Source organism: Kurthia zopfii, assembly GCF_003143955.1.
Classification (GTDB): Bacteria; Bacillota; Bacilli; order Bacillales_A; family Planococcaceae; genus Kurthia; species Kurthia zopfii.
In genome coordinates this window covers 37,897-64,045 of sequence record NZ_QFVS01000012.1, presented here as the reverse complement: position 1 = coordinate 64,045, position 26,149 = coordinate 37,897, and the positions used below count along the sequence as shown (strand labels likewise).

The following is a 26,149-nucleotide window of genomic DNA, read 5'->3' as shown; positions in this document are numbered from 1 at the left end:
CCGAATCTATTTACACTTCGCATTAAAAAGAGCGAGCCACGCTTCATAAATGAAAAGTGATCTCGCTCAAACCAATCGATTTTTATTCAATTGAAAACTCTCACCAACGTTATTTGACAAAGAGCCACAATGAAAGGCTTCAGCATTTGCTGAAGCCTTTTTCTTAAAGAAAAGTGAAAAACGAAAAGCGGAGGTGGCTTGTTTATCTCGAGAGCACTGCAGAAAACGAAGGAAAAGTAAAAGCGAAAAGTGAAAAATGCTCGATCATATACGAGGGTACTGCAAGGTTTGAAACGAAAGTAAACTCGAAAAGCGTTTCCACTCGGGACTCTCGAGAGCACTGGAGGAAACGAAGGAAAAGTAAACGCACCATCACTTTTCCCCGAGTTTTCGAAGTGACTCAAAGAGAGTAGTGGAACAAGCTGGACACCAAAACCTGAGAAGGACTCGAAAACCTGAAGTATCCCAAAGTATATAGCATTTGTAACTAGACACTAAAACCCGAGAAGAAAGCCTTTCGAAGTGACTAAACCTGAGAAGGACTCGAAAACCTGAAGTATCCCAAAGTATATAGCATTTGTAACTAGACACTAAAACCCGAGAAGAAAGCCCTTCTCGCAAATAACCCACACAAAAAGCTGAAATCATTTGATTTCAGCTTTTTTCCTTGCCCTTATCTTTTATTCCTACATTCAGAAATAACGAATTGCCACCACTTGTTTTTCAATAGGAGACCTCGTTATTTCCTTCGATATTGATTAGTGTGGAGAGAGGGGAAGAACATTGATTTCTTTAGACGCAAAATGTTGTTGTGTGTGGAAGTAGTGATACCAGCATATGAGATTGGCTCTAAAAAAGGGCCAATAAAAAACAGCCCAGACCGAAGTCTAAGCTGTAATAAACAAATTTAGTTGAAGATTGTTGAAAAGTAATTCGGTCTTAGTAGCGACCGTAACCTACTTCGTAACGATCCCAGTAAGTGTACATTGATTGGTAATGTACTTTAGAACCTGCTGCGTGTAATACTTGACCATTACCAGCGTAAAGAGCTACGTGTGTAATACGGCTAGATCCTACTGAGTAGAAAATTAAATCGCCGACTTGTAATTGGCTACGAGAAATCTTTTTAGAAGCTGCATATTGAGCGCCACTTGTACGTGGAAGAGTTTTACCAGTTACGTTTTTGTAAACATAGCCAGTGAAACCTGAACAGTCGAACCCACGAGGAGTTGTACCGCCCCATACGTAAGGAACGCCTTGGAATCTAGCGCCGTAAGAAATTAATGCAGAACCGTTAGCATTTGAAGTCTTTTTAACTTTTTTGCTTGAAAGGTATTTCGCGTTCATCCAACCAGATTGACCTTTAACTGTACCGTAAACCCAAGTAGTACCGTTTTTAACTTGTTTTTTAGAAGTAGATACTTTTGCGTTGTTTTTAACAGTTACAACTAATTTAGAGCTAGCTGACGCAGATGCACGAACGTTTAATGAACCGTCGTATGAAGATACGTACTTAGTTGTGTTGTAGTTCGTTGCAGTAGCAGCTGAAGCCTCTGTAGTTGTACCGAATACTGATGATAATGCGATTGCACCTGTAGCGATTGCTGAGATTACTAATTTCTTTAACATGAATTAATTCCTCCAATAAATTTGTTTTTTTATGATAAGTTTTTTTAAGTTCGATATGTAATGTTTAACTAAGTACTACTTTATAAAAAATTGGCAATTAGAACAAGGCGTTTTCAGTTACAGTTACATTACAGTTATATTACACAGAACGGTTATTAAGACATAAGTTGTATAAAATAATCAGCCGATTGGAGAATTATCCACAGAAATAGCCAGAAAATACCGATAAATAGTGAAAAAACTACTTTTTGATTATGACAGTTTGTAAAAGAGCGAAAAAAAGAACCAATTCATTATTTCGAATTGGCTCATAAAAACACTTTATTTAATTAAAATCTTCCGTAACTTGAAAAATGATTTTTCCAATAACCTTGATTTAAGCTAGAAATTTCTACGCCATCATTTCCTGCGTGGATGAATTGTCCGTTGCCCAAGTAAATTCCTAAGTGGCTAATACCTGTTGTATAAGTTCCTGCGAAGAATACAATATCGCCAGGACTAGGGTTATTGATTTTCGTCGCAAGTGCATGGTAGCCTTTCGCGTTTACACGGGGAATAGACTTGCCAGACATATTGAATGTGTAATAGATGTAACCAGAGCAGTCGAAGCCGTTTGGATTAGATCCAGCCCATGCATATGGTACACCGATGAATTTCTTCGCATTGCCAATCAGACTGCCGGCATTGGCTGATGGTTTACCAACTTGGACCGTTCCACCACCACTAGGCTTGTTCGGCGTAGTAGCCGTTCCTTTAACCTTCAACACTTGCCCAACGTGAATCATTTCGCTTTGAAGACCATTGAGCTGCTTAATTTTTGCCACGGTTGTGCCGAATTTAGCTGCGATTTTAGATAAGTAGTCACCACTTTGTACTTTATAAGTAGAAGATGATGAAGACGAACCTTGATTCGTGGATGGTTTTTTATTCGGTATCGGATTCGGTTTTGAAGTAGATGGCTTTGAACTAGCTTTGCCAGACACTTTTAAAACCTGCCCAACGTGAATCATGTCACTTGAAAGATTATTTAAGTCTTTAATTTGAGCGACAGAAATATTAAATTTCGCACCGATTTTTGACAAGTAATCGCCGCTCTTTACAGTGTATGTAGATGCGGAATTATTTGTTGTGGTTGAAGAACCACCTGTAGATTGATTTGGTTTCGGTTTTGGTTTAGAAACAGATGCTTTACCGGACACTTTAAGTTTTTGGCCTACATAAAGAACATTTGTCTTCAAATTATTAATTTCACGGATTTGTGAAACGGTTAAATCGAATTTCGTTGCAATGGCATATAAATAATCGCCATTTTTAACTGTATATGAGTTTGTAGCGTTTGAATTATTAGATGGTTTTGATGGTTTAGATGAAGAAGATGAAGTTGTAATTTTTTTACCAGACAATTTAAGCGTCTGTCCAACATAGATCATATCGCTTTTCAGATTATTTATTTGCTTAATATTCGACACAGTCGTGCCATATTTATTTGCGATGGCAGAAAGATTGTCGCCACCTTTAACAGTATATGATTTGGTGCTGGCTTCCGCGTCGTCGTGATTGGCTACAAACAGTGCTGCACCGATCGCAACAGCAGTATACAATGATTTTTTCATCCTACTCACGCTCCTTGTTGTAATTGTCTTATCATGGAATAAATACCTTTATAAACTGATTTTAAACAAAACGGCTATTTTCTATATTACGAAATACTGTTTCGCTAGTCTAATATGCTTAATTCAAAGCTAATTTTATCATAGTAAAAAAGTATTGGAAACCTCTTAAAAAATGGCTAAAACGTGTACGGTGTGAAACAGAAATATTATCGCAATGATATTTAGTACAGATTATAGATAGTGGTTTAAATTTGGAAGAATAAAGTGAAATTCTTAGTATATAACAGGTCTTTTGAACTGTTTATTGTAATTTTTGTTAAATAAATCTTTTATTTTTCTAAATATCAATAAGAAGTACAATTTCATTATTAACCTACTTAGTATAGTAGAATCATATGAATACATTTTTCCAGATAATACATATTTCAATTTGAAATCGAAATTTTGAGTTTCTTCTATTATAATTGTTGTTCGAAAAATCGCATGTTGAGGAAAAAGAATAGGGCAGTGCGCGAAATGGAGAATTTACTAGAAACGATTTTTACTTGATCGTGATCTATTTGTAAGCTGCAACGTGAATTGTTTGAAGACACCAACATATATAATAAAACCCATAAAAAAGGACTTCAACAGTATCGTTGAAGTCCTTTTGAATACATTATTTAGCTTGTAGTTCATCCATTGTATAAACACGACCTAGGTTGTCTTTATAAACGATGTTCTCTTTAGTTAACTTAGTAGGGCAATCAACGCCTGCAGAAGCTGCAACACGGTATAGACCTTCACGTAAGTTTAAGATGTAGTTTGATACACGGTATTTCTTCTCGTCTACGATTAGACCGTTTTGTAACTTAGGATCAGTTGTCGCAACACCAGCTGGACATTCATTCGTATGACATTTAGCGGCCATAATACAACCAACTGACATCATGAATCCACGAGCGATGTAGATTAAGTCTGCGCCCATTGCTAATGTAACGGCTGCACGGTCAGCAGTGATAATCTTACCTGCTGCGATGATTTTCACTTTATCACGTACACCATGACGTACTAGAGCTTCTTGTAATAGAGGTAAACCAGAGTAAAGTGGTAAACCAACACTATCTGCTAAGTCTTGGTATGTAGCACCTGTACCACCTTCAGCACCATCGATTGAGATGAAGTCTGGGTGTTGACCAGATTCAGCCATGTAACGAGCTAGTGAGTCAGCGTCTTCTGGGCTACCGACTACGATTTTAATCCCAACTGGTAATCCACCAGCTTCACGAATTTGATCGATGAAGTTGAATAGAGAAGGGTAGTCATTAAATTGACGGAAGCGGTTTGGTGAGTTGATTGTTTTACCAACTTCAACGCCACGGATTTCAGCGATTTCAGGTGTTACTTTATCACCTTCAACGTGTCCACCACGCGTTTTTGCACCTTGCGCTAATTTAAGTTCGAAAGCTTTTACTTGAGGGATTGCAGCTTTTTCTTTTAATTTTTCGAAGCTGAACTCACCATCTGGCGTACGGTATCCGAATAATCCAGAACCGATTTGTGAGATTAAGTCTGCGCCACCAGCTAAGTGATGGGGAGATACGCCACCTTCACCTGTATTCATCCAAGAACCTGGTACTTGACCAATCCCTGTTGAAAGAGCTGTAATTGCGTTTTTACCTAATGCACCATAACTCATTGCTGATTGTCCGAACATCCCTTTAACACGGAATGGCTCGCGGCAATTTGGGCCGAGTACAACAGCATTATCATCTGTTAGTAACCATGGTTTGGCATCTACTGGAACTGTATGTTCTTTACGAGAGAATAATTCATCATGATCGATTACATACTTTTGAGTTTTAACAAGGTTTGATTGGTCTGCAACCATCTCGTCTACTTGTTTAGTGAAAGTAGCGTTACGGATGAAGAATCCAGCCTCCTCAAAGTTACGTTTAGAACCAAATCCAATGACACTTCCTAAATACTTACCTGGTAAAACGACATGAAGGAATTCTTCACGTGAGAATGGGCGACCTTTGTTGTCATCGTCGAATAAGTACTGACGAAGCTCTGGCCCGATTTTCTCTGTTAAGTAACGAACACGCCCTAATACAGGGAAGTTACGTAGAATAGAGTGTTGTTTTTGCTTGCGGTCTAACAAATAGAAAGCGATTGCAAAAACGATTGGAATAATAATTACTAATGCAATGATTGTCAATAATACTGTTGACAATAGATTGTGCGAATCCATTGTTTCACGTCCTTTTCTCATATGTCTAAATTGTGAATACATATCAATATCGCATTAAATATATCACATATCGAGATGAATACAACCCCTTTTTCGAAAGAACTGAAATGATGTAAAATTCAGATTATTAAAGTCGCAGAGAAAAGGGGGATTTGATAGAAAAAAATAGACTAGAAGGGTATTTACGCCCTCTAGTCTATCATAAAAAATTGTTATTTCTTGCGTAGTAATACAATAATATAGCCGATTATTGCGCCGACTGCTGCTGGGATTAACCAACCAAGGCTGTATTGCGCAAGTGGAATTGAATTTAAGAAATCACCGTATGCTTTATTCGTAATACCAGCTTCTTTCAGTCCGTCGTAAAGGCTGACGAATGCAGTGAAGATCAATGCACAAACGTATACAGGGCGAGCATCATTGAATAATTTAGACGCAAGCACTAGGATCATTAATACGATCGCTAATGGGTAAATCGCCAGTAATACAGGAAGCGATACTTTAATAATAGTAGAAAGTCCAAAGTTTGCGATGACTGTACTGAACACTGCGAATAAAATAACCCACTTATTATAAGAAAGAGATGGGAAGATTTTATGGAAGAATTCAGATGAAGCAGTCATTAATCCAATTGATGTTGTTAAACAAGCTAAAATGATTACGGCTGTAATTAAAATATTCCCGAAGTTTCCGTAAAGTTCAAATGCAGATTTCGTAATGATTTCAGCACCTTGACCACTGAAACCAATTGATTGGACTGATGATGAACCTATGTAGCCAAGTGAAATGTAGACAAGAGCTAAACCGATTGCTGCGATGAATGCAGCGAAAATTGTCGTTTTTACAACTGTAGGGCGATGCGTAATATTTTTACCTTTTAAAGCTTGAACAATTACGATCCCGAATACTAGTGCAGCAAGGAAATCCATTGTTAAGTAACCTTGTTTGAAACCTTCACCGAATGGGTTTGAAATGTAGTTTTCGATTGCTTTACCCGGTCCGTCCATTGGTGTAACGAATGCTTTTACTGCTAATGCGCCGATTACGATTAATAATGCTGGTGTTAAAACTTTACCAACTGTATCGATTAGGCGACTTGGCTTCAATGCGAAGAATAGCGTGATGCCGAAGAATACGATTGAGAATGCGATTAGCGGCCATGCAGAGTTTGCTGTGGCTTCTGATAAGTAAGGTTTAACGCCAAGTTCAAATGATACTGTACCTGTACGAGGCATTGCGAAGAATGGCCCGATTGCTAAGTACACGATTGCTGTGAAGATGACGCCGAATTTAGGGCTTACACGACCAGCCATATCTTGCAGCTCTCCACCTGATTTTGCGACAGTAATGACACCTAAAAGAGGTAATCCTACACCGGTGATTAAAAATGCGATCATCGCGATGACAAAATGTTCACCCGATTTTTGACCTAGTTCTGGAGGAAAGATGATGTTACCGGCTCCTAAAAATAGCGCGAATAACATGAAACCTACTGAAATTTTCCCCATTAATGATAGTGATTGATTTGGCATAGAAACACTCCTTTTTATTTTTTAATTAAATATTCAAAAGATTTTTGTTTTTTCTGAAAATTCAAATTACAAGAAAAAAACTAACTTCAACATCTTAACATGAAAAAGACTTAAAAGGAATAAACAATTTCGAAAATGAGTGGCATTTAGGTGTTATTGACAGAATTGTGTATTTGAAATAGAAATAATACGTATTAATAGCGTAATGTAAGTTGCGTGTAAAGGCTATGTTAAAGTCTTGTAATGACAAACTTAATCTAAAATACCTATGTTAAAGTAGGGCTTGCGGAGGTGTTTGAAATTGAAACTATGGTTAAAATTACCAATTTATCGGAAGTATTTAGTTACTGTGGGCATCACAATTGTTCTTTTTGCAGTAATGACGATTATGCTCATGTTCCAGCTTGTCGAAAATAAGAAATGGTCGAGTGAACTGGATCGCCTTTCTCAAGAAGTGAATTTATTAGAAGGTTTATCACAGGGCTACGCCAATTTGTATATCGCCATCAATCACTATGTCGGTGATCCGATGCATAATTTCGATGAGGATTACCAACAGGTGAAAGGGGAGTTGGAAAAGCAGACGAAAAGCATTCAGACGATTCCTCAAAAAGAGATGAAGGATGTTTTGACTTCAATGGATACTTCATATGAAGCGAAATTGAAAAGTTCAATTGAAAGAAAGGATAATATCGCAAAAAGAAGGCAGTTAAATGCGGTATATCATACATATAACGAGTTTGAAGGCAAAATTCGTAAGGAAAATGACAAATTATCAAATGAGCGAGCTGAAATAGTACAGAAAATGCAGCAAGCACAAAATTATACATTCATCATGTTGAGCGCTTCATTCCTTTTTGCATGTACGATTTCATGCATTTTACTAATGATGACGAATCGACAAATTAGAAGACAATTGAAGAAACTCGCTTATTCTGCGAGACAGATTTCTGAAGGGAATTTGCAAATTGCGGATATCGAAGTCGAGACGAAGGATGAGATTGGTGAAGTGACAGTGGCGATGAATGATATGAAATCACAGTTGAAATCGACGATCATTATGATTCAAAAAGGGGCGCAACTCATCTCAAATAATACGAAAACTTTGAAGGAATCTTCGGAGCAATCGTATGTTGGCGCGGAAAAGATGGAGGAGCAATTATCGGCTGTCTTGGCGGAATCGCAGGAACAGCAGGCGACTTCAGAAGGGATTGTGCAATTTGTTCAACGTTTTTCGGAAAGCTTGGAAGATATGATTATTCGTCTGGAACAAGTAGCGGCGCATAGTAATGTCACGGTCGATCATGCGAAGAAAAGCAATCAATCCATGAGCGAATCGGTGAACTCGATGCTGCGTCTTCAATCATTTATCGGAGAAGCGGATCGTGAGCGCAATGAATTGCAAGAACGTCTAAATGAAATTGTTCGTGTATCCAATTTAGTGAAGGGTATTTCCCGTCAAACGCATCTGCTCGCTCTAAATGCCGAAATTGAAGCAGCAAGAGCTGGAGAGAGTGGCAAAGGTTTCGCAGTAGTGGCGACAGAGGTACGTAATTTAGCTGAGGAAGTGAATAAGGCGGCACAGCATATCCAGAATGTATCAGGGGAGATACAGGCGCAAGGGGAGCGTATGGAAGGCTCATTTGACCAGAGTCTACATTGTTCAAATGAAACGATGGATGCAGTGAAAAATACAGCGAGTGCGATGAAGCAAATTGTATCGCAACTTAGCGAAGCGCAAATTCAGTTTTCTGCGATTGAAAATCAGGTGCGAAGAATTGAAGTAGAAAAAGATGAAACGACAACATTGATTGAACAACTCGGGCATACAATCAATCAAAGTACAGTGAAAATTGAAGATACGAATCAACTTGTGCAAATGAATAAACTGGCGAGTGAATATATTTTGCAAGATGTAGAAATGGTTTACAAAAAAGTAGATGAGATGCAAGGGTCGACGAAGCGTTTCACTGTGTAAGTTTAGTAGTAGCGTAATTTAGGTATATAAGGAAGTAGATGAATAGCAAATTTTGGGCGGAACGGAGTGAAATTTCACTAGTTTCGTCTTTACTTTATAAAGATTGAAACTTTTCAAGTATAACAATCGTCATAAGTCGGACAAGATTATACTGCATACTATTTCATTTATATGAATACGTGCTATAATACAGTGTGATTTATTATAAAATATAAAAGATTTTTTACATCATATATTAAGGAGGAAAGGTATGAGCTACCTCGCTTTAATCGGAGCATTTATCGCATCGGTACTATTAACTCCTCTTGTTAAAAAACTTGCATATCGTGTGGGAGCTGTAGACCGACCGAATCAAAGGAAGGTGCATGCGAAAATCATGCCTCGACTAGGTGGCTTGGCCATTTTCCTCGCATTTTTAATAGGAGTATTAATTTATAGACCTGAAAATCAAGCGATTATTCCAATAATCATCGCCAGTTTCATCATCATTTTAACGGGTGTATTGGATGATATGCTTGAAATTTCAGCTAAAGCAAAATTTTTAGGGCAAACTGTTGCAGCAGCGATTGTTATTTTCTTCGGAGATATTACGATTGCTTCAATCAACTTACCATTTGGTGGCGTACTTGATTTTGGTTATTTAAGTATCCCGCTTACATTAATTTGGATTGTCGGCATCACAAATGCAATCAACTTAATTGATGGTTTAGATGGTTTAGCAGCAGGTGTTTCAACGATTGCATTAATTACGCTTTCTGCAATGGCGTTCATTATGAATGATGGGTTTGTATTGATGATGGCGTTAATTTTAGCAGCGAGTTCATTTGGCTTCCTATTTTATAATTTCCATCCCGCGAAAATTTTCATGGGTGATACAGGGGCATTATTTTTAGGATTTATTATTTCCGTACTCGCATTACTCGGCTTTAAAAACGTCACTTTCGTATCTTTAGTTATTCCAGTCATAATGCTTGGTGTTCCGATTTCAGATACTTTCTTCGCCATCGTGCGTCGATTATTAAACAAGCAACCGCCGTTCCAACCGGATAAATCGCATTTACATCACCGTTTGATCAGCATTGGTTTCACGCATAAGCAGACGGTTACGATTATTTATGGTTTAGCAGCGATGTTCGGCTTGGCTGCCATTATTTTCTCAATGGCGAAGATTTGGGGCGCTATTCTACTGGCGATTGTCCTACTACTTGTCATCGAATTATTCGTTGAAGTGATTGGATTGGCAGGGTCGAAATACAGACCATTGCTCAATCTTGTTAAAAAAAAATGAAAAATGACGACGATTGATTGAACTACCTCTGCAATGTGATGGAAACATCTAAATTGCAGAGGTTTTTTGTTTTTCAGATACTGCTGGTTAAATTTTCGTTTAGGGCGATGCTTTTCGGAAGGAGTCATGGCCATTCTTTCATTTCTTGAAAAATTTGAAATGCAAAGGCAATCAATTACATCAATTTTTGTTTCCAATATTTTTTGAAGAATGGAATTTATTCTCTAGTTGACCAAAACCAATCAATGGATAGAATGTTGGCAAATTAGTAACCGTTTGGGCGTACCCGCGAAAAGCGTCGCCCAAAATGAGATTATTCGTTATTTCTAAAAGAAAGTATATAAATATAAAAAACGACCACAAAAAAAGGAAACCACCTAAGTGATTTCCTTTGATTGAGCCGAATTATTTATTGTTATCAGAGAATTGTTCTGAGCTGAAGTCTTCTCCGTTATTGCTTTTGCCACTGAAGTTAGTCGAAGCATTGCTTGGCTTTTCATTTTTCGGTGTTGCAGCATCTGTTGAAGCCTTACCTTTTGCCGCTGCATTCGCATCAGAATTTAAAGTTTGATCCTGTGGTAACCCCAATTGTTTTTGAAGTTGCTGACGAACCGATAAGACACTATCATCATTTAATTTGAAGTAGTAAACACCAGTAGACATATCATCTTGCCCTTCAAGAGCTAGTGAAGTCATTTTTGGCATGCCACCCTTCAAGTAAGAGAAGAATGATTTCATCTCGCTAAATGACATATTCGTTGTCATATTGTCGCCAATTGCAGTTAAAAGTGAATCATATTTTGTAAATGATGAGAAGTCAGTTGCTTTACTTGCGATTGCTTTAATGATCATCTGTTGACGTTCGCCACGTTTGAAATCATTATCGTAGTGACGCGTACGAGCAAGTGCTAATGCTTCACTACCATTTACAGTTTGAACACCTTTTTTCAAGTTGATTGTTCGTTTATCATTTTCATCTAATTCTTTTAAATCATAAGGAACATCTACTTCAATCCCATCAAGAGCATCAACGATTTGAATGAACGCATCGAAGTTTAACTCGTAATAGTAATCGACTGGTACATTTAATAATTTCTCAACCGTGTCGATAGTAGATTTAACGCCTGATGGTGCAGTATGAGCATGCGTGATTTTATCTTGGTAACCAAACTCAGGGATGTACACATATGAGTCACGCGGGATACTAAGAAGTTTTACACTCTTATCTTTATTGTTTAGCGTCGCAAGCATTAAAGAATCGGAACGTGAATTACCGTTACCTTGACCCCTTTTTGCGCTATCATCAACGCCGACGAAAAGGATGGAAATATTATCTTCAAGTGGTTTAACCTTTTCTTCGCGAAGGTCGGATTTTAAATGACCATTCGCATCATAAGCTTTATCAGCTGCTTGTTTGCCCACATAGTATAAGTAGAATAAGTACGAACCGGCTGCTAAAAGAATAATGAGGAAAATCGTAAGGAATATTTTCAGTCCTTTACCGGATTTCTTTTTTCTTTTCTTCCTATGGGTGCTAGGTATTTTTTGTTCTGGCATAGTTTTTCTCCTTTAAATTGAACTGGGAAACAGAAATTATATACATTAGACGATAGAGTTTTTTAAATAGTTTCTTATGTTTTGAAAAAAACACAATATTCATGATTATACTATGTGAAAATGAGTGCGTAAAATCATATTATTTTTCGAATTCTAAAAAATGATATTTTTCGACAGTAATTGTCGACTGTCCGCTTGTTAAATTTGTAATCCATTCAGAAAAACGTTCTACTGATTCGCGTTCAACATTTACTGAAAAATCAACGCCTTCTAAATATTCAATGCGATCCAGTAAGTAGTCAGAATTTCGAATTTCATGCTCAAGTTTACCGAGTAAAGTGTAGTCTACAGAAATTTTTATTAAGGCATGCAGTCGACATTCGACAATGCCGGCTGCCTCGATGCCAAGTGTAGTCGCTTTGCCGTATGCTCGCACTAAGCCACCAGCACCAAGTTTAATACCGCCAAAGTAGCGTGTCACAACAACGACAATATCTTTCAAACCTTGTTTTTTCAATACTTCTAACATAGGTACACCAGCTGTGCCGCTCGGTTCACCATCATCGTTGGCCTTTTGGATTTGATCATGTTCACCAATAAGGTAGGCGGAACAATTATGTGTCGCGCTACTATGTTCTTTTTTAATTTTTAAAATAAAGTCAAGCGCTTCGTCTTCAGATTCTGCTCTCGAGCAATGTGCGATGAACCTGGATTTCGAAATGATTAGTTCGTTTGTCCCTGTTGAAGGAATTGTTAGATAATTTTCTCTCATTAGTATCCTCTCCTTAGTAAAAAAATAATGCGATTAATGAAAAAAGTTCAATTAGAATCAATTTTTCTGTATTGTTTTGACACAAAACTGTTATAATTAAATTAGACACAGCAAATATTTATAAATATAATGTATTAATCCTGATTGGAACTATGGAATCTAATGTAACAAAAATTGTAAGGGGTATGTGTATGCCAAAAGATAAGTTCGATATAAAGTCCCTTGATTTAGTCTTTAATCGAATGGTAAAAACGATAGATGAATCAAAACATGATATTTTTACAATCAGTGAACAAAGTCGAAAAACATTTGAAGAAATGAAACTCGAATTAGAGGATATTCGTCATAAAATAAAGAATATCATAATAGAGAGCGATTTATTAGAGAAAGACTCTAAAATATCGCGACAGAAATTAGCAGAAGTATCACGTAATTTCATGGTTCATACTGAGCAAGAGGTAAAAGAAGCATATGAGCAAGCAAATCAAATTCAAATTAAGCACACACTCGTTCAATCAAATGAAAAAGCATTAAGAGAGCGACGCGATGACTTAGAGCGCAGAATGAAAAATTTGCTTGAAACAATAGAAAAAGCAGATCATCTTGTCAACCAAGTGAATGTTGTTTTAAACTATTTAACATATGATTTAAAACATGTAGGGCCTGCGTTGGAAAACGCAAAGATCAAAGAAGATTTCACTATTAAAATTATTGAAGCGACCGAAGAAGAACGGAAACGTATTTCTCGCGAGATTCATGATGGACCTGCACAAATGTTAGCTAATGTATTGTTACGTACTGATTTGATAAATCGCACATATGATGAGAAAGGTGTCGAACAAGCACTTCAAGAGATTTTATCTTTAAAAGGGATGGTTCGAGATGCTTTACATGAAGTGAGAAGAATTATTTATGATTTACGACCTATGGCATTAGATGATTTAGGCATTGTTCCAACTTTAAGGAAATATTTGCACTCAGTTGAAGATTACAACCAGGATACGACCATTCAATTTAACTCATTAGGCGAACCAATTCGATTAAAAACGAATTATGAAATTGCTGTTTTCAGACTCGTACAAGAGTGTGTAAATAACGCAATCAAGCATGGGAAAGCTACTGAAATTGTAGTTACTTTTATTTGGAAAAAAGGTCAAGTAGTCATGTCTATAAAAGACAACGGCATTGGCTTTGATCCTGGAGTGAGTAAGGAAGGTTCGTTCGGGTTAGTAGGTATGCACGAGCGTGTTGAGCTATTAAATGGTAAGATGGAATTAAATTCAACTGTTCATCAAGGTACAGTTGTGCTTGTCACAATTCCAATTACTGAAATAAAATAACAAATAGAAAAAGATTTTTTCTAGGAGGAATATCAAATGACAAAAATTATTATCGTAGACGACCACCAACTTTTCCGTGAAGGTGTAAAACGAATTTTAGATTTCGAAAACTCGTTTGAAGTTGTCGCTGAAGGCGATGATGGCATCGATACAGTACGTCTTTATGAAGAATATTCACCAGATGTCGTATTAATGGACATCAATATGCCTCAAATGAATGGCGTAGAAGCTACAGAACAATTAATCGAGAAATACCCAGAAGCAAAAGTAATTATGCTTTCAATCCATGATGACGAATCTTACGTATCTCACGCACTTAAATCAGGTGCATTAGGCTACATGCTTAAAGAGATGGATGCAGATGAAATCGTTAACGCAATTAAAATTGTTGCTGCTGGTGGTTCTTATTTACATCCAAAAGTTACACGTAATTTAGTAGCGGAATACCGCCGTCTAAGCGAACGTGAAAATAAAGGGAATTTCCATCAAACAGAAATTCGCCGTCCATTCCACTTATTAACGAAGCGTGAATGTGAAGTACTTCAATTACTTACAGATGGTCAAAGTAACCGTGCAATCGGAGAATCTTTATTCATCTCTGAAAAAACAGTTAAAAACCATGTATCAAGCATCCTTCAAAAAATGAACGTAAATGACCGTACACAAGCGGTTGTTACTGCAATTAAAAATGGTTGGGTTGAAGTCCGCTAATGATTTTTTTTGTCGGTTGATGTGACAATCTCTGAAAATTTTTCATGCTTCACTTATGTTGATCATAGGTGAAGCTTTTTTTTATGATAATAAGGAAATCAATCACCTCAACATTTACATAGTGCCGAATCTTTTTAGTAACCTTTTTGAATGAAAGTCGTTATAGTAAGTATGAAGAAATATTCGAGTGAGAAAATATTCCATGCTACAATGGGCGAGGGGGGGTTTGGGGAATGTCATTAACGAAATTAATTTTTACCTCTGTGTGTGTTTTATTGTTATCAGCTTGTGGGAATAATGTAGCTTCCGAAGATCAAAATAAGGGTTCTGTAAGTGATGGTGAGAAATCATCTACGAAACAAGTAGTAGAAAATACGGATATAAGTAAGACAGTTGAAGAAGCACAGAGACAACCTTCTTCGGCAAAACCAGAAGCTCAACAAGCGCAAAGTATTCAAGGGGATTCGAAAGATGATGAAGCTGGATATTCTGTAGTAGATGGAAAAATTGAAGAAGCTGCTGAAATTCCTGCAGAGGATAAAAAGCAATTACTCGCAGCTTTTAAAGAATATATGGACGCATTTAACGCAAAGGATCTTGAGCGATATGAAGCGATTTTAGCTCAAAATCCTGAAGGCTTTAATTTACAAGAAGATTTGAATAATGCAGCGGCAATTTTCAAAGATTTCGATATAAAAAGAACTGCAACGAATGTGACGATTACAGATTACAGTGGTAATCGCGCTTATATTTATGCCGATCTCATCATCGACGTGAAGCAAGAAAATACGGAAGCGAAAGATGAAGTGAAGCAATTAACGCAATTCGTGAAAGAAAGTACAGGATGGAAAGTTACATCACTACAAGCAATTGGAAGCGCAGCTAAAGGTGAATAATCGCAATAATCCATATGAAACGGTCACTATAAAAAGTCATTCGCGCGACTTAATAGTGACTATTTCTTTTTTATTTCCATTTCGGTCAAAAATACTTTAAAATATTCAGAGTAGGAGTGTGAACGGAAATATGAAAACGGCAATAGTAACGGATAGTACAGCTTATTTAACAAAAGAAGAACGAGAAAAATATTCAATTCATATGGTTCCGTTAAGTGTCGTAATCGATCAGCAAAGTTATGAAGAAGAAGTATCGATTACAACTGAAGAATTTTATGATAAAGTGCGCAACGAAAAGCAATTACCGAAAACAACGCAACCAGCAATCGGGAAATTTGTTGCAAAGTATCAAGAATTAGCAGAAGACTATGATGAGGTCATTACAATCCATTTATCAAGTGGAATTAGTGGTACATATCAAGGTGCTTTACAAGCGGGGGATATGGTTGAGCAAATAGAAGTATTTGGTTTCGACAGTGAAATCGCTTGTGCAGTACAAGGCTTTTATGCAATCCAAGCAGCTAAAATGGCAGCGGAAGGCAAAAATGCAAAAGAAATTCTACCTGTTTTAGAAGAAATGCGTCAAATAATGGAAGCTTATTTCATCGTAAATGATTTAGCTCATCTACAACGCGGTGGTCGATTATCAGCAGGTGCTGCTTTAATTGGCGGATTACTTCAAATTAAACCAATTTTATATTTCAACGAAAAAGTCATCGAACCATTCGAAAAAATTCGTACACGTAAAAAAGCAATGAAACGTGTTGAAGAATTATTAGCCGAAGCGGTAAGTCGTCATAATGAACTTGATGTAACGATTATTCATGCAAACTGTCCTGAAGAAGGTCAGCAGTGGATGGACGAGCTTCAAAGCCAGTATCCACAATGCTCATTTAAATTAAGTTATTTCGGTCCAGTTATTGGTACGCACTTAGGTGAAGGGTCAATCGGAATGGGCTGGTTTCGGAAAAACGCATAGAATTTCAGTATGATGTAGAATTTTTCGTTAGGCAATGTTATACTTTATGCACTAAACAATATTCCACTACTTGCATCTAGAGCTTTCACAGCTTTAGGTGTTTTTTTTATTTAACAATAGGAGGCGGTTTTTTTGCTTAAATTGCAAAGACGTCTACTACTCCCTCAAAAAGTATCACCTCATTTATTTGATCATAAACTCCAAGCCTTTTTAGTCGGACGAATTTGGATTGCCGAAAAGATGCCATTTCATCCCGATACAATTACCTACCATATCCATGCCCATTTCATTGAGCAATTTCAAGGAATCACCGAGAAGAATAGTTGTCGAAGATGCGGTAGTCAAAACCTTCAAAAATTCGATTGCAGCCAATGTAAAGGCAGTTGTAGCTATTGTTTGGACTGCATTATTATGGGCAGAATTAGTCGCTGTACGAAGCTTTTACGTTGGGTTGGCCCACCGATTCACATACAGCTGAAATCACCAATCATGACATGGCAAGGCACTTTAACTCCGAGTCAGAAAATGGTGGCAGATGAGGCCGTTCGTCATGAGAAGGATCATCTCATTCATGCGGTAACAGGTGCTGGAAAGACGGAAATTTTATTCCCAATTTCTGAAGATGCATTGCTTAAAAACCAACGAATCTGTGTGACAACACCTCGTACAGATGTTGTACTTGAATTGAGTCCGAGATTCCAAAAAGCATTCGAAAAGATACAAGTTCAGTCGTATTATGGCGGCAGTGAATTTTACAAGGAATACAGCCCGTTAATCATCGCGACGACGCATCAATTATTGCGATTTGAAGCTGCTTTTGATGTCATTATTGTCGATGAAGCGGATGCATTTCCGTATACATTTGACGAGAAATTACGCCAAGCTGTGAAGAAAGCGAAAAAAGCGAGTGGACGTACAATTCTTGTAACAGCAACCCCTACAAAGCTTGAGCGAACGCGGTTTTCACAGAGAAAATGTTATTCATTTATTGCGCGACGATTCCATGGCAAAGATTTGCCTGTGCCGAAATTTGATTCGTTGTGGCAGTATGATCGCCAATTTAATCAAGGGATTATTCCGCGAAAACTACGAAATTGGCTCATCAAATGCGTGTCGGAAAATAAGCCGTTTTTAGTATTTTTCCCGTCCGTTAAATTGATGATGGTCGCATTGCCTTTAATTCAAAAAATTGAGCATTCTATTTTGGCGGTTCATGCGAGTGATCCGAATCGAAAAGAGAGTGTACAAGCTTTACGAGATGGCAAGGTTTGCGGTTTACTGACGACGACGATTTTAGAAAGAGGCATCACGATTTTCAATTTACAAGTGGCAGTTGTAGGGGCGGAAAATCGTATTTTCGATCACGCTGCGCTCATTCAAATTAGTGGAAGGGTGGGGCGTTCAAAAGATGCACCGAGTGGCGACTTGATTTTCTTCCATGACGGCTTAACACGTCAGATGGATTTTGCGGTATCCGAGATTAAGCGGTTGAATCGACTATGAATAATTGTCTGTTTTGTGGGGAATATTTAGTTATAGAAGTTACTTGGGCTACTTTTTTATGGCGCGCGCCAAGTTTTATCATTTGCTCAAATTGTGAGGAGCAGCTCGTCTATTCTAAAAGTCCGGATGCAATTTATTTTCATAATGAATTTATGAACGATGTCATTCATCAATACAAATTTCAGCAAGATCTTCGCGTAGCACATTTTTTTGCGGCTAGTATTCGAAAGGCCATTAAGAAAAGGAAATATGATGTCGTCATACCGATTCCTATGCATCCGAAAAAGGAAATTGAGCGAACTTTTGCGCATGTCGAAACCGTTCTGAAATTTGCCAATATACCATTTCAAACGGTATTGCAGAAAGATACAGAAGAACAGCAAAGTAAGAAGTCCAAAAAAGAACGTGAGCAAGTGGCTCAATTTTTTTCACTAATTTCTGGGGCAAGTATGCGTGGCAAAAAAATAATATTAATTGATGATGTCATGACGACGGGAAAGACGATGTCACTAGCACGACAACTGTTGATGGATGCAGGAGCAGAGAAAGTGGAAATACTCACATTTATTTCGGGGCAAATGTAATCGAAAAGTAAACTCAAATCGAATTCTGTCGACATAATAAGGGAGATGCATGAATCGGAGGTAGTTTATATGGGTGAATTAAGAAATTGTCCAAAATGTAACGGTTTTTTTAATTATATTGGTGTGAGGGAAATTTGTAGTAAATGTGCTGCGAATGAAGAGGAAATGTACGAAACAGTTTATCGTTTTTTAAGAAAACGTGAAAATCGTGCGGCTACAATTGAGAGAATCGTGGAAGCGACAGGTGTTGAAGAAGATTTATTACACAAATGGGTTCGTAAAGGTCGTTTGCAACCGGCTTTATTCCCGAATCTTGGCTATCCATGTGACAACTGTGGTCATTTAACGACTGTTGGGAAGTTATGTGATTCTTGCCAATCCAAATTTAAAGGTGAATTACGAGCATTTGAAGCGGGCCAAGAATTCCGTGAGTCTGTTACGAAAAATGAGCGTGGCACTTATCTGAATGAACGCAAAAAATAAAAAAATATTTCAAAGACTATATATATAGCCTACTTCCAGTTGTTATAGGTATAAACGACTATTCATGTTTTTGTTGAGTAGTTATACTTACTCTTTTATAGGTTTCTCACTAAAACTATAGTGAATATTGCCGAAGTAATGGGTAACTATAAATGAAAAAGGAGGTCAATGATATGAAGATTAATAATTATGGTGTGAATCCAGTAAATCCTTATAAAAACCAGCAACTTAAAACTGAGGCTACTAAAAAAACAACGATGAATTTCGCGGATCAATTAGAAATTTCTTCTCAAGCAAAGGACCTTCAAGGTATTAAACCTTATTCAACAGAACGTGCAGAAAAAGTCCAAGCTATAAAACAACAAATTGAAGCAGGTACTTATAAAGTCGATGCGAATAATTTGGCGAAGAATATCGCGAATTTTTATCGCCCATAAGTAAGGAGTCAAGACAATGTCGATTGAACAAATTTTAATGATTATGGATAAGCTTAATATGATGCATCGAAGTTTATTAAAACTTGCGTATCATAAAACTGAAATTCTTCAATCTGCGAAGGTTGAGGGTTTAGATGAAACGATGAAAAATGAACAATCGCATATTGCAGCTATTTCACAATTGGAAAATCAGCGACAAGAAGCGGTCGAACAGTTTTTCAAAGAACGTCAAGTTACTTCAGCTGGAGTGGCTGTCAGTGATTTGATGAATTATGCGAGTGAAGATGAGAAGAATCAGCTTGAAGAGAAGCGAAAATCCTTGTTACTAACGGTGACGACACTTCAAAATCAAAATGATATGAATCAAAAGCTTCTTTTTCAATCATTGCAATTTGTTAATTTGACGTTAGATTTACTTCGTCCACAACCGGATCAAATCAACTATAGTTCGACTTCAGGGAATCGTAAGTCTGCTATGCAAGGGCAGTTTGACTCAAAAGCATAGAAAAAAGGTGGAGCAGGAATGTCTGCTTCATCTTTTTTTGTGAAAAGTATGAATAAAGGACGTTTTTTCAGCATTTTGCTTCAAAAAAATGAGTTATCGCCGATTAAAAGAACAGAATGTAAAACGTGATTTTTTATTAAAAGGGAGAGAATGAATAAATGGCATCTACTTTTATGGGGCTTGAGACGAGCAAACGTGGTTTATCGGTTCAGCAATCAGCTCTTTATACAACTGGACATAATATTTCCAATGCAAATACAATCGGTTATTCACGCCAAACAGTACAGATGACGCCGACGAATGGCTTCCCAGGATTAGGGATGAATTCACCGAAAATACCGGGTTATTTAGGTACTGGTGCGACTGCTGGATCAATTACGCGTGTACGCGACCAATTTATTGATAATCAATTCCGCCAAGAGACGACAAATTTAGGTTTCTGGGGTTCAAAAACGGAAGCAGTGAAGCAATTAGAGGACATTTTTTCGGAGCCTTCAAGCTATGGTTTAAATACGGCTTTTGATGATTTTTATAAAGCGATGCAAGATATTAGTACGACACCGACGAATGATGCGACGCGCCAAGTAGCGGTGGAAAAAGCAAGTCATCTTGCGGATACTTTCAACTATATCAACAAGCAATTGACACAAGTACAAGGCGATTTAAAAAACCAAATCAATGTTGAAACAAAAAATGTGAATTCAATTTTAGAACAGATTCTTCAATTGAATCAGCAAATCGCAACTGTTGAACCGAATGGTTACTTACCAAATGATTTATATGATGCGCGAGACAATTTAGTCGACCAACTTTCTCAATATGTTCCAATCACGATTACGAAAGAAGGTAATGGTGGTAATTCACAAGGGAATGCGGAAGGTACATATATTATTTCGATGAAGTTAGGTACTTCTACGAATGGTGTTCCTGATACGGTGGAGCTTGTGAACAAGAAGGATGCCGCGAAATTAACGGCGCAAACGACAACAGTTGATCCAGTTACAGGCGCCTTAACAGACAAAAACTTCACAGAAGATGAAGGGTACACACCATTTTCACAATTTAATATTGTCATGGGCGGTGGCGGTGCTGGTAAAACAGTGAGCATGGCGCAAATGTCTAAAGGAACGGGCGTATTACAAAGCTTAGTTGATAGCTATGGTCATGTGGAGAAATCAGCGGACGGATTAACTCTTTCTGCTGAATCAGGTACTTATCCGAAGAAAATTAATGATTTAAATAAATTAGCAGCGGAATTTGCGAAGGAATTTAATACTATTCATAATAGTGGATTCACGCTTGGACAAGATGGTAAGCCATCAGTTGCTGATAAGGATTTCTTCGTGACGACAGATGGCAAACCTTTCAGTGCAGCGAATCTTGCAATTTCGGATGCAATCAAAAATGATTATAGCCAAATCGCAGCTTCATCAACTCAAGGTGAATCTGGGAATGGTACGAATGCGATTAATTTAGCCAAACTTAAAACGCAAGTACTAGCTGGTTTAAACGGTGCATCTGCTCAAACTTTCTATCAAGGGATGGTTGGGGATGTCGGGGTGCTAGGTGAGCAAGCTGTACGTATGGCGAAAAACTCGGCAACATTACAATTAACAATCGCGAATAATAAAGCTTCAGTAAGTTCAGTATCACTTGATGAAGAAATGACGAATATGATCATGTTCCAACAAGCGTACAATGCATCAGCTCGTATGATGACCGTAATGGATGAAACTTTAGACAAAATAATTAACGGCATGGGCCGCGTAGGATTATAGGAGGACTTTCAATGCGTATAACACAATCAATGCTTTCGAATAATATGCTGAATAATTTAAGTAATAGTTACGGCACGATGGGGAAGCTACAACAACAATTATCAAGTGGTTCTAAGCTAACGAGACCTTCAGATGATCCGGTTGCTGCAGTAAAGGGTATGGGTTACCGTACAACTTTAGTGAAGAATGACCAATTCACTCGTAATATGAATGAAGTAAATGGTTGGTTAGATGCTTCCGATTCAGCGCTAACGCAAACGAATAATGCATTAAAACGCGTCAAAGATTTAATGGTACAAGCATCAAATGATACGAATACGGACGATGATCGTAAAGCGATGCAAAAAGAAATCGACCAAATTCGTCAACAAATTCGTGACGTAGCGAATACGCAACAAGGCGACACGTATATTTTCTCAGGTACGGACGTAAGAAAACCATTATTTGCAAATGCGGGCGCAAAAGATCCACTACCAACTTTACAAGGGAATATGAGTACGGTTGAAGTGGAAGTGTATGATGGCATCACTTTCGGCGTAAATACACCTGCGAAGGAATTATTCCAAAATATAGACTCAATGATGAATGAGATTCAACAAGAATTAGATGGCGGCGCAACTGGCGAGGGTATTGGCAAAATGATTACGAAAGTACAAACGCAATCAGATGCGGTTTTAAAAGTTCAAGCGGGCGTTGGGGCGAAACAAAATCGTGTTGATACGATGATGGATCGTTTAAGCAGCCAGAAAATTTCAGTAACGAAACAACTTTCAAATAATGAAGATGTGGAATATGAACAAGCGATTACACAATTGATCACGGAAGAATCAATTCACCGTGCAGCACTTTCTGTAGGAGCAAAAATTATTCGCCCTTCATTAGTCGATTTCCTATAAAATATATGGCGTTCGGTGCGTTTTCGATGACGCCCGGGCGCTTTCTTTCTATTGTAAAGGAGGCATACTATGAAACTTGATCGAATCCAAATTCAAACGCAAGATGCAAAACTTAATTTGAATATTTCAAAGCCAGTGCAACATATTGAACAACCACGTGCGAAGCAGACGATTTCACAACCAGCCGCTACATTACAAATTTCGCAAACAGATGCGAAACTATTAATTGATTCTTCACAGGCATATCGCGAACTCGGACTGATTTCGAATGGCGAATCGATTCGGAATTTTGCTCAAAAAGGGCAATCAGCCGTTATGGAAGGAATCGCGCGCCGAGCTTCTGAAGGAAATGCATTAATGAATATTCAACCGGATGGCGGACGTGATACAATTTCAAACCTTGCGAAGCAGCATGATACGTATGAGCAACAGCGACTAGGCATCGAATGGAAGCCTTCTGTTGGTTCAGTGAAAATTAAATATGAAGCGGGCGATTTAAATGTCCAATTCCAAACACATAAACCGCAAATCGATGTACAATTAGGAAAAGTCGTGCATGATTACACACCTGGGAAAGTTTCAGGAACGATCGTGCAACGTGAAAACGTCCAAACATCCGTAATTAAAGGAGAATAACAGATGAAAATTCAAACGAAATTTTTAGGTGAAATGACGATTGATCCAGAAAATATAATTCATTTTCCGAAAGGGATTCCAGCATTTGAAGAGGAAACAGAATTTGTCATCATCCCACTTGCTGAGAAGTCACCATTCATCATCTTACAATCAGTGAAAACACCTACAGTGGGCTTCATGGCGGGATATCCATATGATTTTAAAGCAGATTATGAATTCGATTTAGAACCATCAATTCAACAGCAGCTTGAAATTGAATCACCTGAAGATGTACTTGTCTATGGTATTTTGACATTGAAAGAGACATTGCTTCAATCGACTATGAATTTACTAGCGCCAATTGTCATTAATGCTAAAATGAAAGTTGGTCGACAAATCGTCCTAGTTGAAAATGATGCGCATCCACTTCGCTATCCATTACAAGCGAAGGAAGGAAGTGTTCGCTAATGTTAGTCCTTTCTCGAAAAGTCGGCGAATCGATTATGATTGGCGAGGATATTAAAGTAAAAGTCATCGCAGTTGACGGTGATCAAGTGAAATTGGGCATCGAAGCACCTCGCTCTGTCAAAGTAGATCGACAGGAAGTTTTCGAAGCAATTCAACAAGAAAACCGAGATGCGACACAATTTGACACTAATCTACTCGAACAATTAAAAAATTATTAAATAAGCTAAACTTTTTTGAAAGCATTTCGATATAAGTTGTGTAAGGTACAAGTACCGAGCAACCACCACAGGGACGTGGGGTAAATAAAATTCAAGGAGGAATTCCACAATGAGAATTCAACATAACATTGCAGCTCTTAACACACACCGTAACTTAGGTGCAAACCAAGCAGCAGCTTCTAAAAACTTAGAAAAATTATCTTCAGGTTTCAAAATTAACCGTGCAGGCGATGACGCTGCAGGTTTAGCAATTTCAGAAAAAATGCGCGGCCAAATCTCTGGTTTAGACATGGCTTCTAAAAATGCGAGCGATTCAATCTCTCTAATTCAAACAGCTGAGGGTGCTCTTAACGAAACACACTCAATCTTACAACGTATGCGTGAATTAGCAGTACAATCTGCGAATGACACGAACGTAACATCGGATCGTGAAGCACTACAATTAGAAATTAATTCATTATCAGAAGAAATCACACGTATTTCAAAAAATACTGAATTCAATACTCAAAAATTATTAACAGGATCATTTGGTAAAGCAGATTCTTCAGGTGGTAATGCGACACAAATTGGTGGGAAAGCATTCCACATCGGTGCAAACTCTGGTCAAAAAATCAATCTTAGTATTGGGAATATGGGTGCGACTGCACTTGGGGTTGACGCAATTAAAACGGATGTTACTGAAATTGGTGCTGCTGGAGATAAAGGTAAAGGTATAAATATCACGACTCAAACAAATGCCGATAATTCAATTTCAATTATTGATTCAGCAATTAAAACAGTATCAAAAACGCGTGCATCATTAGGGGCTGTACAAAACCGCTTAGAGCACACAATTAATAACTTAGGTGCAACATCAGAAAACTTAACAGCTGCAGAATCACGTATCCGTGACACTGACATGGCTGCAGAGATGATGGCGTTCACTAAAAACAACATCTTAACTCAAGCTGCGCAATCAATGCTTGCGCAAGCTAACCAACAACCACAAGGTGTTCTTCAATTATTACAATAATTGATGGAATCAGGCGTATGGGCAATTGCCTATACGCTTTTTCTTTTGGAAAACGAAGTGCTTTCTCAAAAGTAGCTTTTTTCTTTTAATTTTGAGTTAATAAAATGAAATTGTAGCCGATAAAATTTGTGTAAGGTACAAGTACCGAGCAACCACCACAGGGACGTGGGGTAAATAAAATTCAAGGAGGAATTCCACAATGAGAATTCAACATAACATTGCAGCTCTTAACACACACCGTAACTTAGGTGCAAACCAAGCAGCAGCTTCTAAAAACTTAGAAAAATTATCTTCAGGTTTCAAAATTAACCGTGCAGGCGATGACGCTGCAGGTTTAGCAATTTCAGAAAAAATGCGCGGCCAAATCTCTGGTTTAGACATGGCTTCTAAAAATGCGAGCGATTCAATCTCTCTAATTCAAACAGCTGAGGGTGCTCTTAACGAAACACACTCAATCTTACAACGTATGCGTGAATTAGCAGTACAATCTGCGAATGACACGAACGTAACATCGGATCGTGAAGCACTACAATTAGAAATTAATTCATTATCAGAAGAAATCACACGTATTTCAAAAAATACTGAATTCAATACTCAAACTTTATTAAATGGTAAATTTGGTAAAACAATCACATCAGCTGGTCAAGCAACTGTCGATGGAGGTAAGGTTTTCCATATCGGTGCAAACTCAGGGCAAAAAATTAACTTAAGTATTCAAACAATGAGTGCAACTGCGTTAGGGGTTAATTCTAAAATAGGAGCAATTACTTCGTTAGCTTCAGCAGGAGCCAAAGGTGCAGGCTTAAATATTACGACTCAAACAAATGCCGATAACTCAATTTCAATTATTGATTCAGCAATTAATAGAGTTTCTAAAACTCGCGCATCATTAGGAGCTGTGCAAAACCGTTTAGAGCACACAATTAATAACTTAGGTGCAACATCAGAAAACTTAACAGCAGCAGAATCACGTATCCGTGACACTGACATGGCTGCAGAGATGATGGCATTCACTAAAAACAATATCTTAACTCAAGCAGCGCAATCAATGCTTGCGCAAGCTAACCAACAACCACAAGGTGTTCTTCAATTATTACAATAATATAACGATTTGATTAGGGA

24 protein-coding genes are annotated in these 26,149 nt (G+C 37.7%); 18 read left to right on the top strand and 6 right to left on the bottom strand.

The window, feature by feature from the left end; translation table 11 throughout:
* Nucleotides 1-939: 939 nt before the first annotated feature.
* The 4 genes from DF281_RS06355 to brnQ all read right to left on the bottom strand — a co-directional run bounded on the left by DF281_RS06355 (nt 940) and on the right by brnQ (nt 7,007).
* Nucleotides 940-1,629: a C40 family peptidase gene (locus tag DF281_RS06355; RefSeq protein ID WP_109349419.1), complete on the bottom strand. Its 690-nt coding sequence runs from the start codon at nt 1,627-1,629 to the stop codon at nt 940-942.
* A gap of 329 nt (nt 1,630-1,958) precedes the next feature.
* Nucleotides 1,959-3,242 (bottom strand): C40 family peptidase, encoded by a 1,284-nt coding sequence (locus DF281_RS06350; RefSeq protein ID WP_109349418.1) that lies wholly within the window; start codon nt 3,240-3,242, stop codon nt 1,959-1,961.
* Between the two features lie 658 nt (nt 3,243-3,900).
* Entirely contained in the window at nt 3,901-5,475 is a 1,575-nt protein-coding gene (locus tag DF281_RS06345) for an FMN-binding glutamate synthase family protein (RefSeq protein ID WP_109349417.1), read from the bottom strand.
* Between the two features lie 212 nt (nt 5,476-5,687).
* On the bottom strand, nt 5,688-7,007 hold the full coding sequence (gene brnQ / locus DF281_RS06340; protein WP_109349416.1) for a branched-chain amino acid transport system II carrier protein: 1,320 nt from the start codon (nt 7,005-7,007) through the stop codon (nt 5,688-5,690).
* Nucleotides 7,008-7,308: 301 nt separating this feature from the next.
* Between brnQ and DF281_RS06335 the strand changes: the two genes are divergently transcribed.
* Nucleotides 7,309-8,985 carry a methyl-accepting chemotaxis protein gene (locus DF281_RS06335; protein WP_109349415.1) on the top strand — a complete coding sequence of 559 codons (1,677 nt, stop codon included), beginning with the start codon at nt 7,309-7,311 and terminating at the stop codon, nt 8,983-8,985.
* A gap of 250 nt (nt 8,986-9,235) precedes the next feature.
* Nucleotides 9,236-10,273 (top strand): glycosyltransferase family 4 protein, encoded by a 1,038-nt coding sequence (locus DF281_RS06330; protein ID WP_109349414.1) that lies wholly within the window; start codon nt 9,236-9,238, stop codon nt 10,271-10,273.
* Between the two features lie 405 nt (nt 10,274-10,678).
* Here DF281_RS06330 and DF281_RS06320 read toward each other — a convergent pair whose 3' ends face one another.
* On the bottom strand, nt 10,679-11,830 hold the full coding sequence (locus DF281_RS06320) for an LCP family protein (protein ID WP_109349412.1): 1,152 nt from the start codon (nt 11,828-11,830) through the stop codon (nt 10,679-10,681).
* Nucleotides 11,831-11,969: 139 nt separating this feature from the next.
* Nucleotides 11,970-12,602, bottom strand: a complete 633-nt coding sequence (locus tag DF281_RS06315) for a YigZ family protein (protein ID WP_109349411.1) — start codon at nt 12,600-12,602, stop codon at nt 11,970-11,972.
* Nucleotides 12,603-12,793: 191 nt separating this feature from the next.
* Between DF281_RS06315 and DF281_RS06310 the strand changes: the two genes are divergently transcribed.
* From DF281_RS06310 to hag (DF281_RS06235), 16 genes are all read left to right on the top strand, one after another.
* A complete protein-coding gene (locus DF281_RS06310; protein ID WP_109349410.1) occupies nt 12,794-13,942 on the top strand; it encodes a sensor histidine kinase in 1,149 nt (382 codons plus the stop codon).
* 36 nt (nt 13,943-13,978) lie between these two features.
* Nucleotides 13,979-14,653: a response regulator gene (locus DF281_RS06305; RefSeq protein ID WP_109349409.1), complete on the top strand. Its 675-nt coding sequence runs from the start codon at nt 13,979-13,981 to the stop codon at nt 14,651-14,653.
* A 233-nt stretch (nt 14,654-14,886) separates the two neighbouring features.
* Entirely contained in the window at nt 14,887-15,549 is a 663-nt protein-coding gene (locus tag DF281_RS06300; protein WP_109349408.1) for a nuclear transport factor 2 family protein, read from the top strand.
* A 130-nt stretch (nt 15,550-15,679) separates the two neighbouring features.
* Nucleotides 15,680-16,528: a DegV family protein gene (locus DF281_RS06295; RefSeq protein WP_109349407.1), complete on the top strand. Its 849-nt coding sequence runs from the start codon at nt 15,680-15,682 to the stop codon at nt 16,526-16,528.
* A 132-nt stretch (nt 16,529-16,660) separates the two neighbouring features.
* Nucleotides 16,661-18,031, top strand: coding sequence for an ATP-dependent helicase ComFA (locus DF281_RS06290; RefSeq protein WP_240605518.1), 1,371 nt, complete (start codon nt 16,661-16,663; stop codon nt 18,029-18,031).
* Nucleotides 18,028-18,615, top strand: coding sequence for a ComF family protein (locus DF281_RS06285; RefSeq protein WP_109349406.1), 588 nt, complete (start codon nt 18,028-18,030; stop codon nt 18,613-18,615). The genes DF281_RS06290 and DF281_RS06285 overlap by 4 nt, the downstream gene beginning before the upstream one ends.
* Before the next feature lie 69 nt (nt 18,616-18,684).
* A complete protein-coding gene (locus DF281_RS06280; RefSeq protein ID WP_109349405.1) occupies nt 18,685-19,098 on the top strand; it encodes a TIGR03826 family flagellar region protein in 414 nt (137 codons plus the stop codon).
* A 173-nt stretch (nt 19,099-19,271) separates the two neighbouring features.
* Complete coding sequence (gene flgM, locus DF281_RS06275; protein ID WP_109349404.1) at nt 19,272-19,535, top strand: flagellar biosynthesis anti-sigma factor FlgM; 264 nt, start codon at nt 19,272-19,274, stop codon at nt 19,533-19,535.
* 16 nt (nt 19,536-19,551) lie between these two features.
* Nucleotides 19,552-20,040, top strand: coding sequence for a flagellar protein FlgN (locus DF281_RS06270; protein WP_109349403.1), 489 nt, complete (start codon nt 19,552-19,554; stop codon nt 20,038-20,040).
* A 158-nt stretch (nt 20,041-20,198) separates the two neighbouring features.
* Nucleotides 20,199-21,818 (top strand): flagellar hook-associated protein FlgK, encoded by a 1,620-nt coding sequence (gene flgK, locus DF281_RS06265; RefSeq protein ID WP_109349402.1) that lies wholly within the window; start codon nt 20,199-20,201, stop codon nt 21,816-21,818.
* 11 nt (nt 21,819-21,829) lie between these two features.
* Nucleotides 21,830-22,714: a flagellar hook-associated protein FlgL gene (gene flgL, locus DF281_RS06260; protein ID WP_109349401.1), complete on the top strand. Its 885-nt coding sequence runs from the start codon at nt 21,830-21,832 to the stop codon at nt 22,712-22,714.
* 69 nt (nt 22,715-22,783) lie between these two features.
* Nucleotides 22,784-23,350: a DUF6470 family protein gene (locus DF281_RS06255; RefSeq protein WP_109349400.1), complete on the top strand. Its 567-nt coding sequence runs from the start codon at nt 22,784-22,786 to the stop codon at nt 23,348-23,350.
* 3 nt (nt 23,351-23,353) lie between these two features.
* On the top strand, nt 23,354-23,797 hold the full coding sequence (gene fliW, locus DF281_RS06250) for a flagellar assembly protein FliW (RefSeq protein WP_109349399.1): 444 nt from the start codon (nt 23,354-23,356) through the stop codon (nt 23,795-23,797).
* Nucleotides 23,797-24,015 carry a carbon storage regulator CsrA gene (gene csrA / locus DF281_RS06245; RefSeq protein ID WP_109349398.1) on the top strand — a complete coding sequence of 73 codons (219 nt, stop codon included), beginning with the start codon at nt 23,797-23,799 and terminating at the stop codon, nt 24,013-24,015. The genes fliW and csrA overlap by 1 nt, the downstream gene beginning before the upstream one ends.
* A 109-nt stretch (nt 24,016-24,124) precedes the next feature.
* On the top strand, nt 24,125-25,027 hold the full coding sequence (gene hag / locus DF281_RS06240; protein WP_109349397.1) for a flagellin Hag: 903 nt from the start codon (nt 24,125-24,127) through the stop codon (nt 25,025-25,027).
* A 199-nt stretch (nt 25,028-25,226) separates the two neighbouring features.
* Nucleotides 25,227-26,129 carry a flagellin Hag gene (gene hag, locus DF281_RS06235; RefSeq protein ID WP_109349396.1) on the top strand — a complete coding sequence of 301 codons (903 nt, stop codon included), beginning with the start codon at nt 25,227-25,229 and terminating at the stop codon, nt 26,127-26,129.
* The last annotated feature ends 20 nt before the right edge of the window (nt 26,130-26,149 follow it).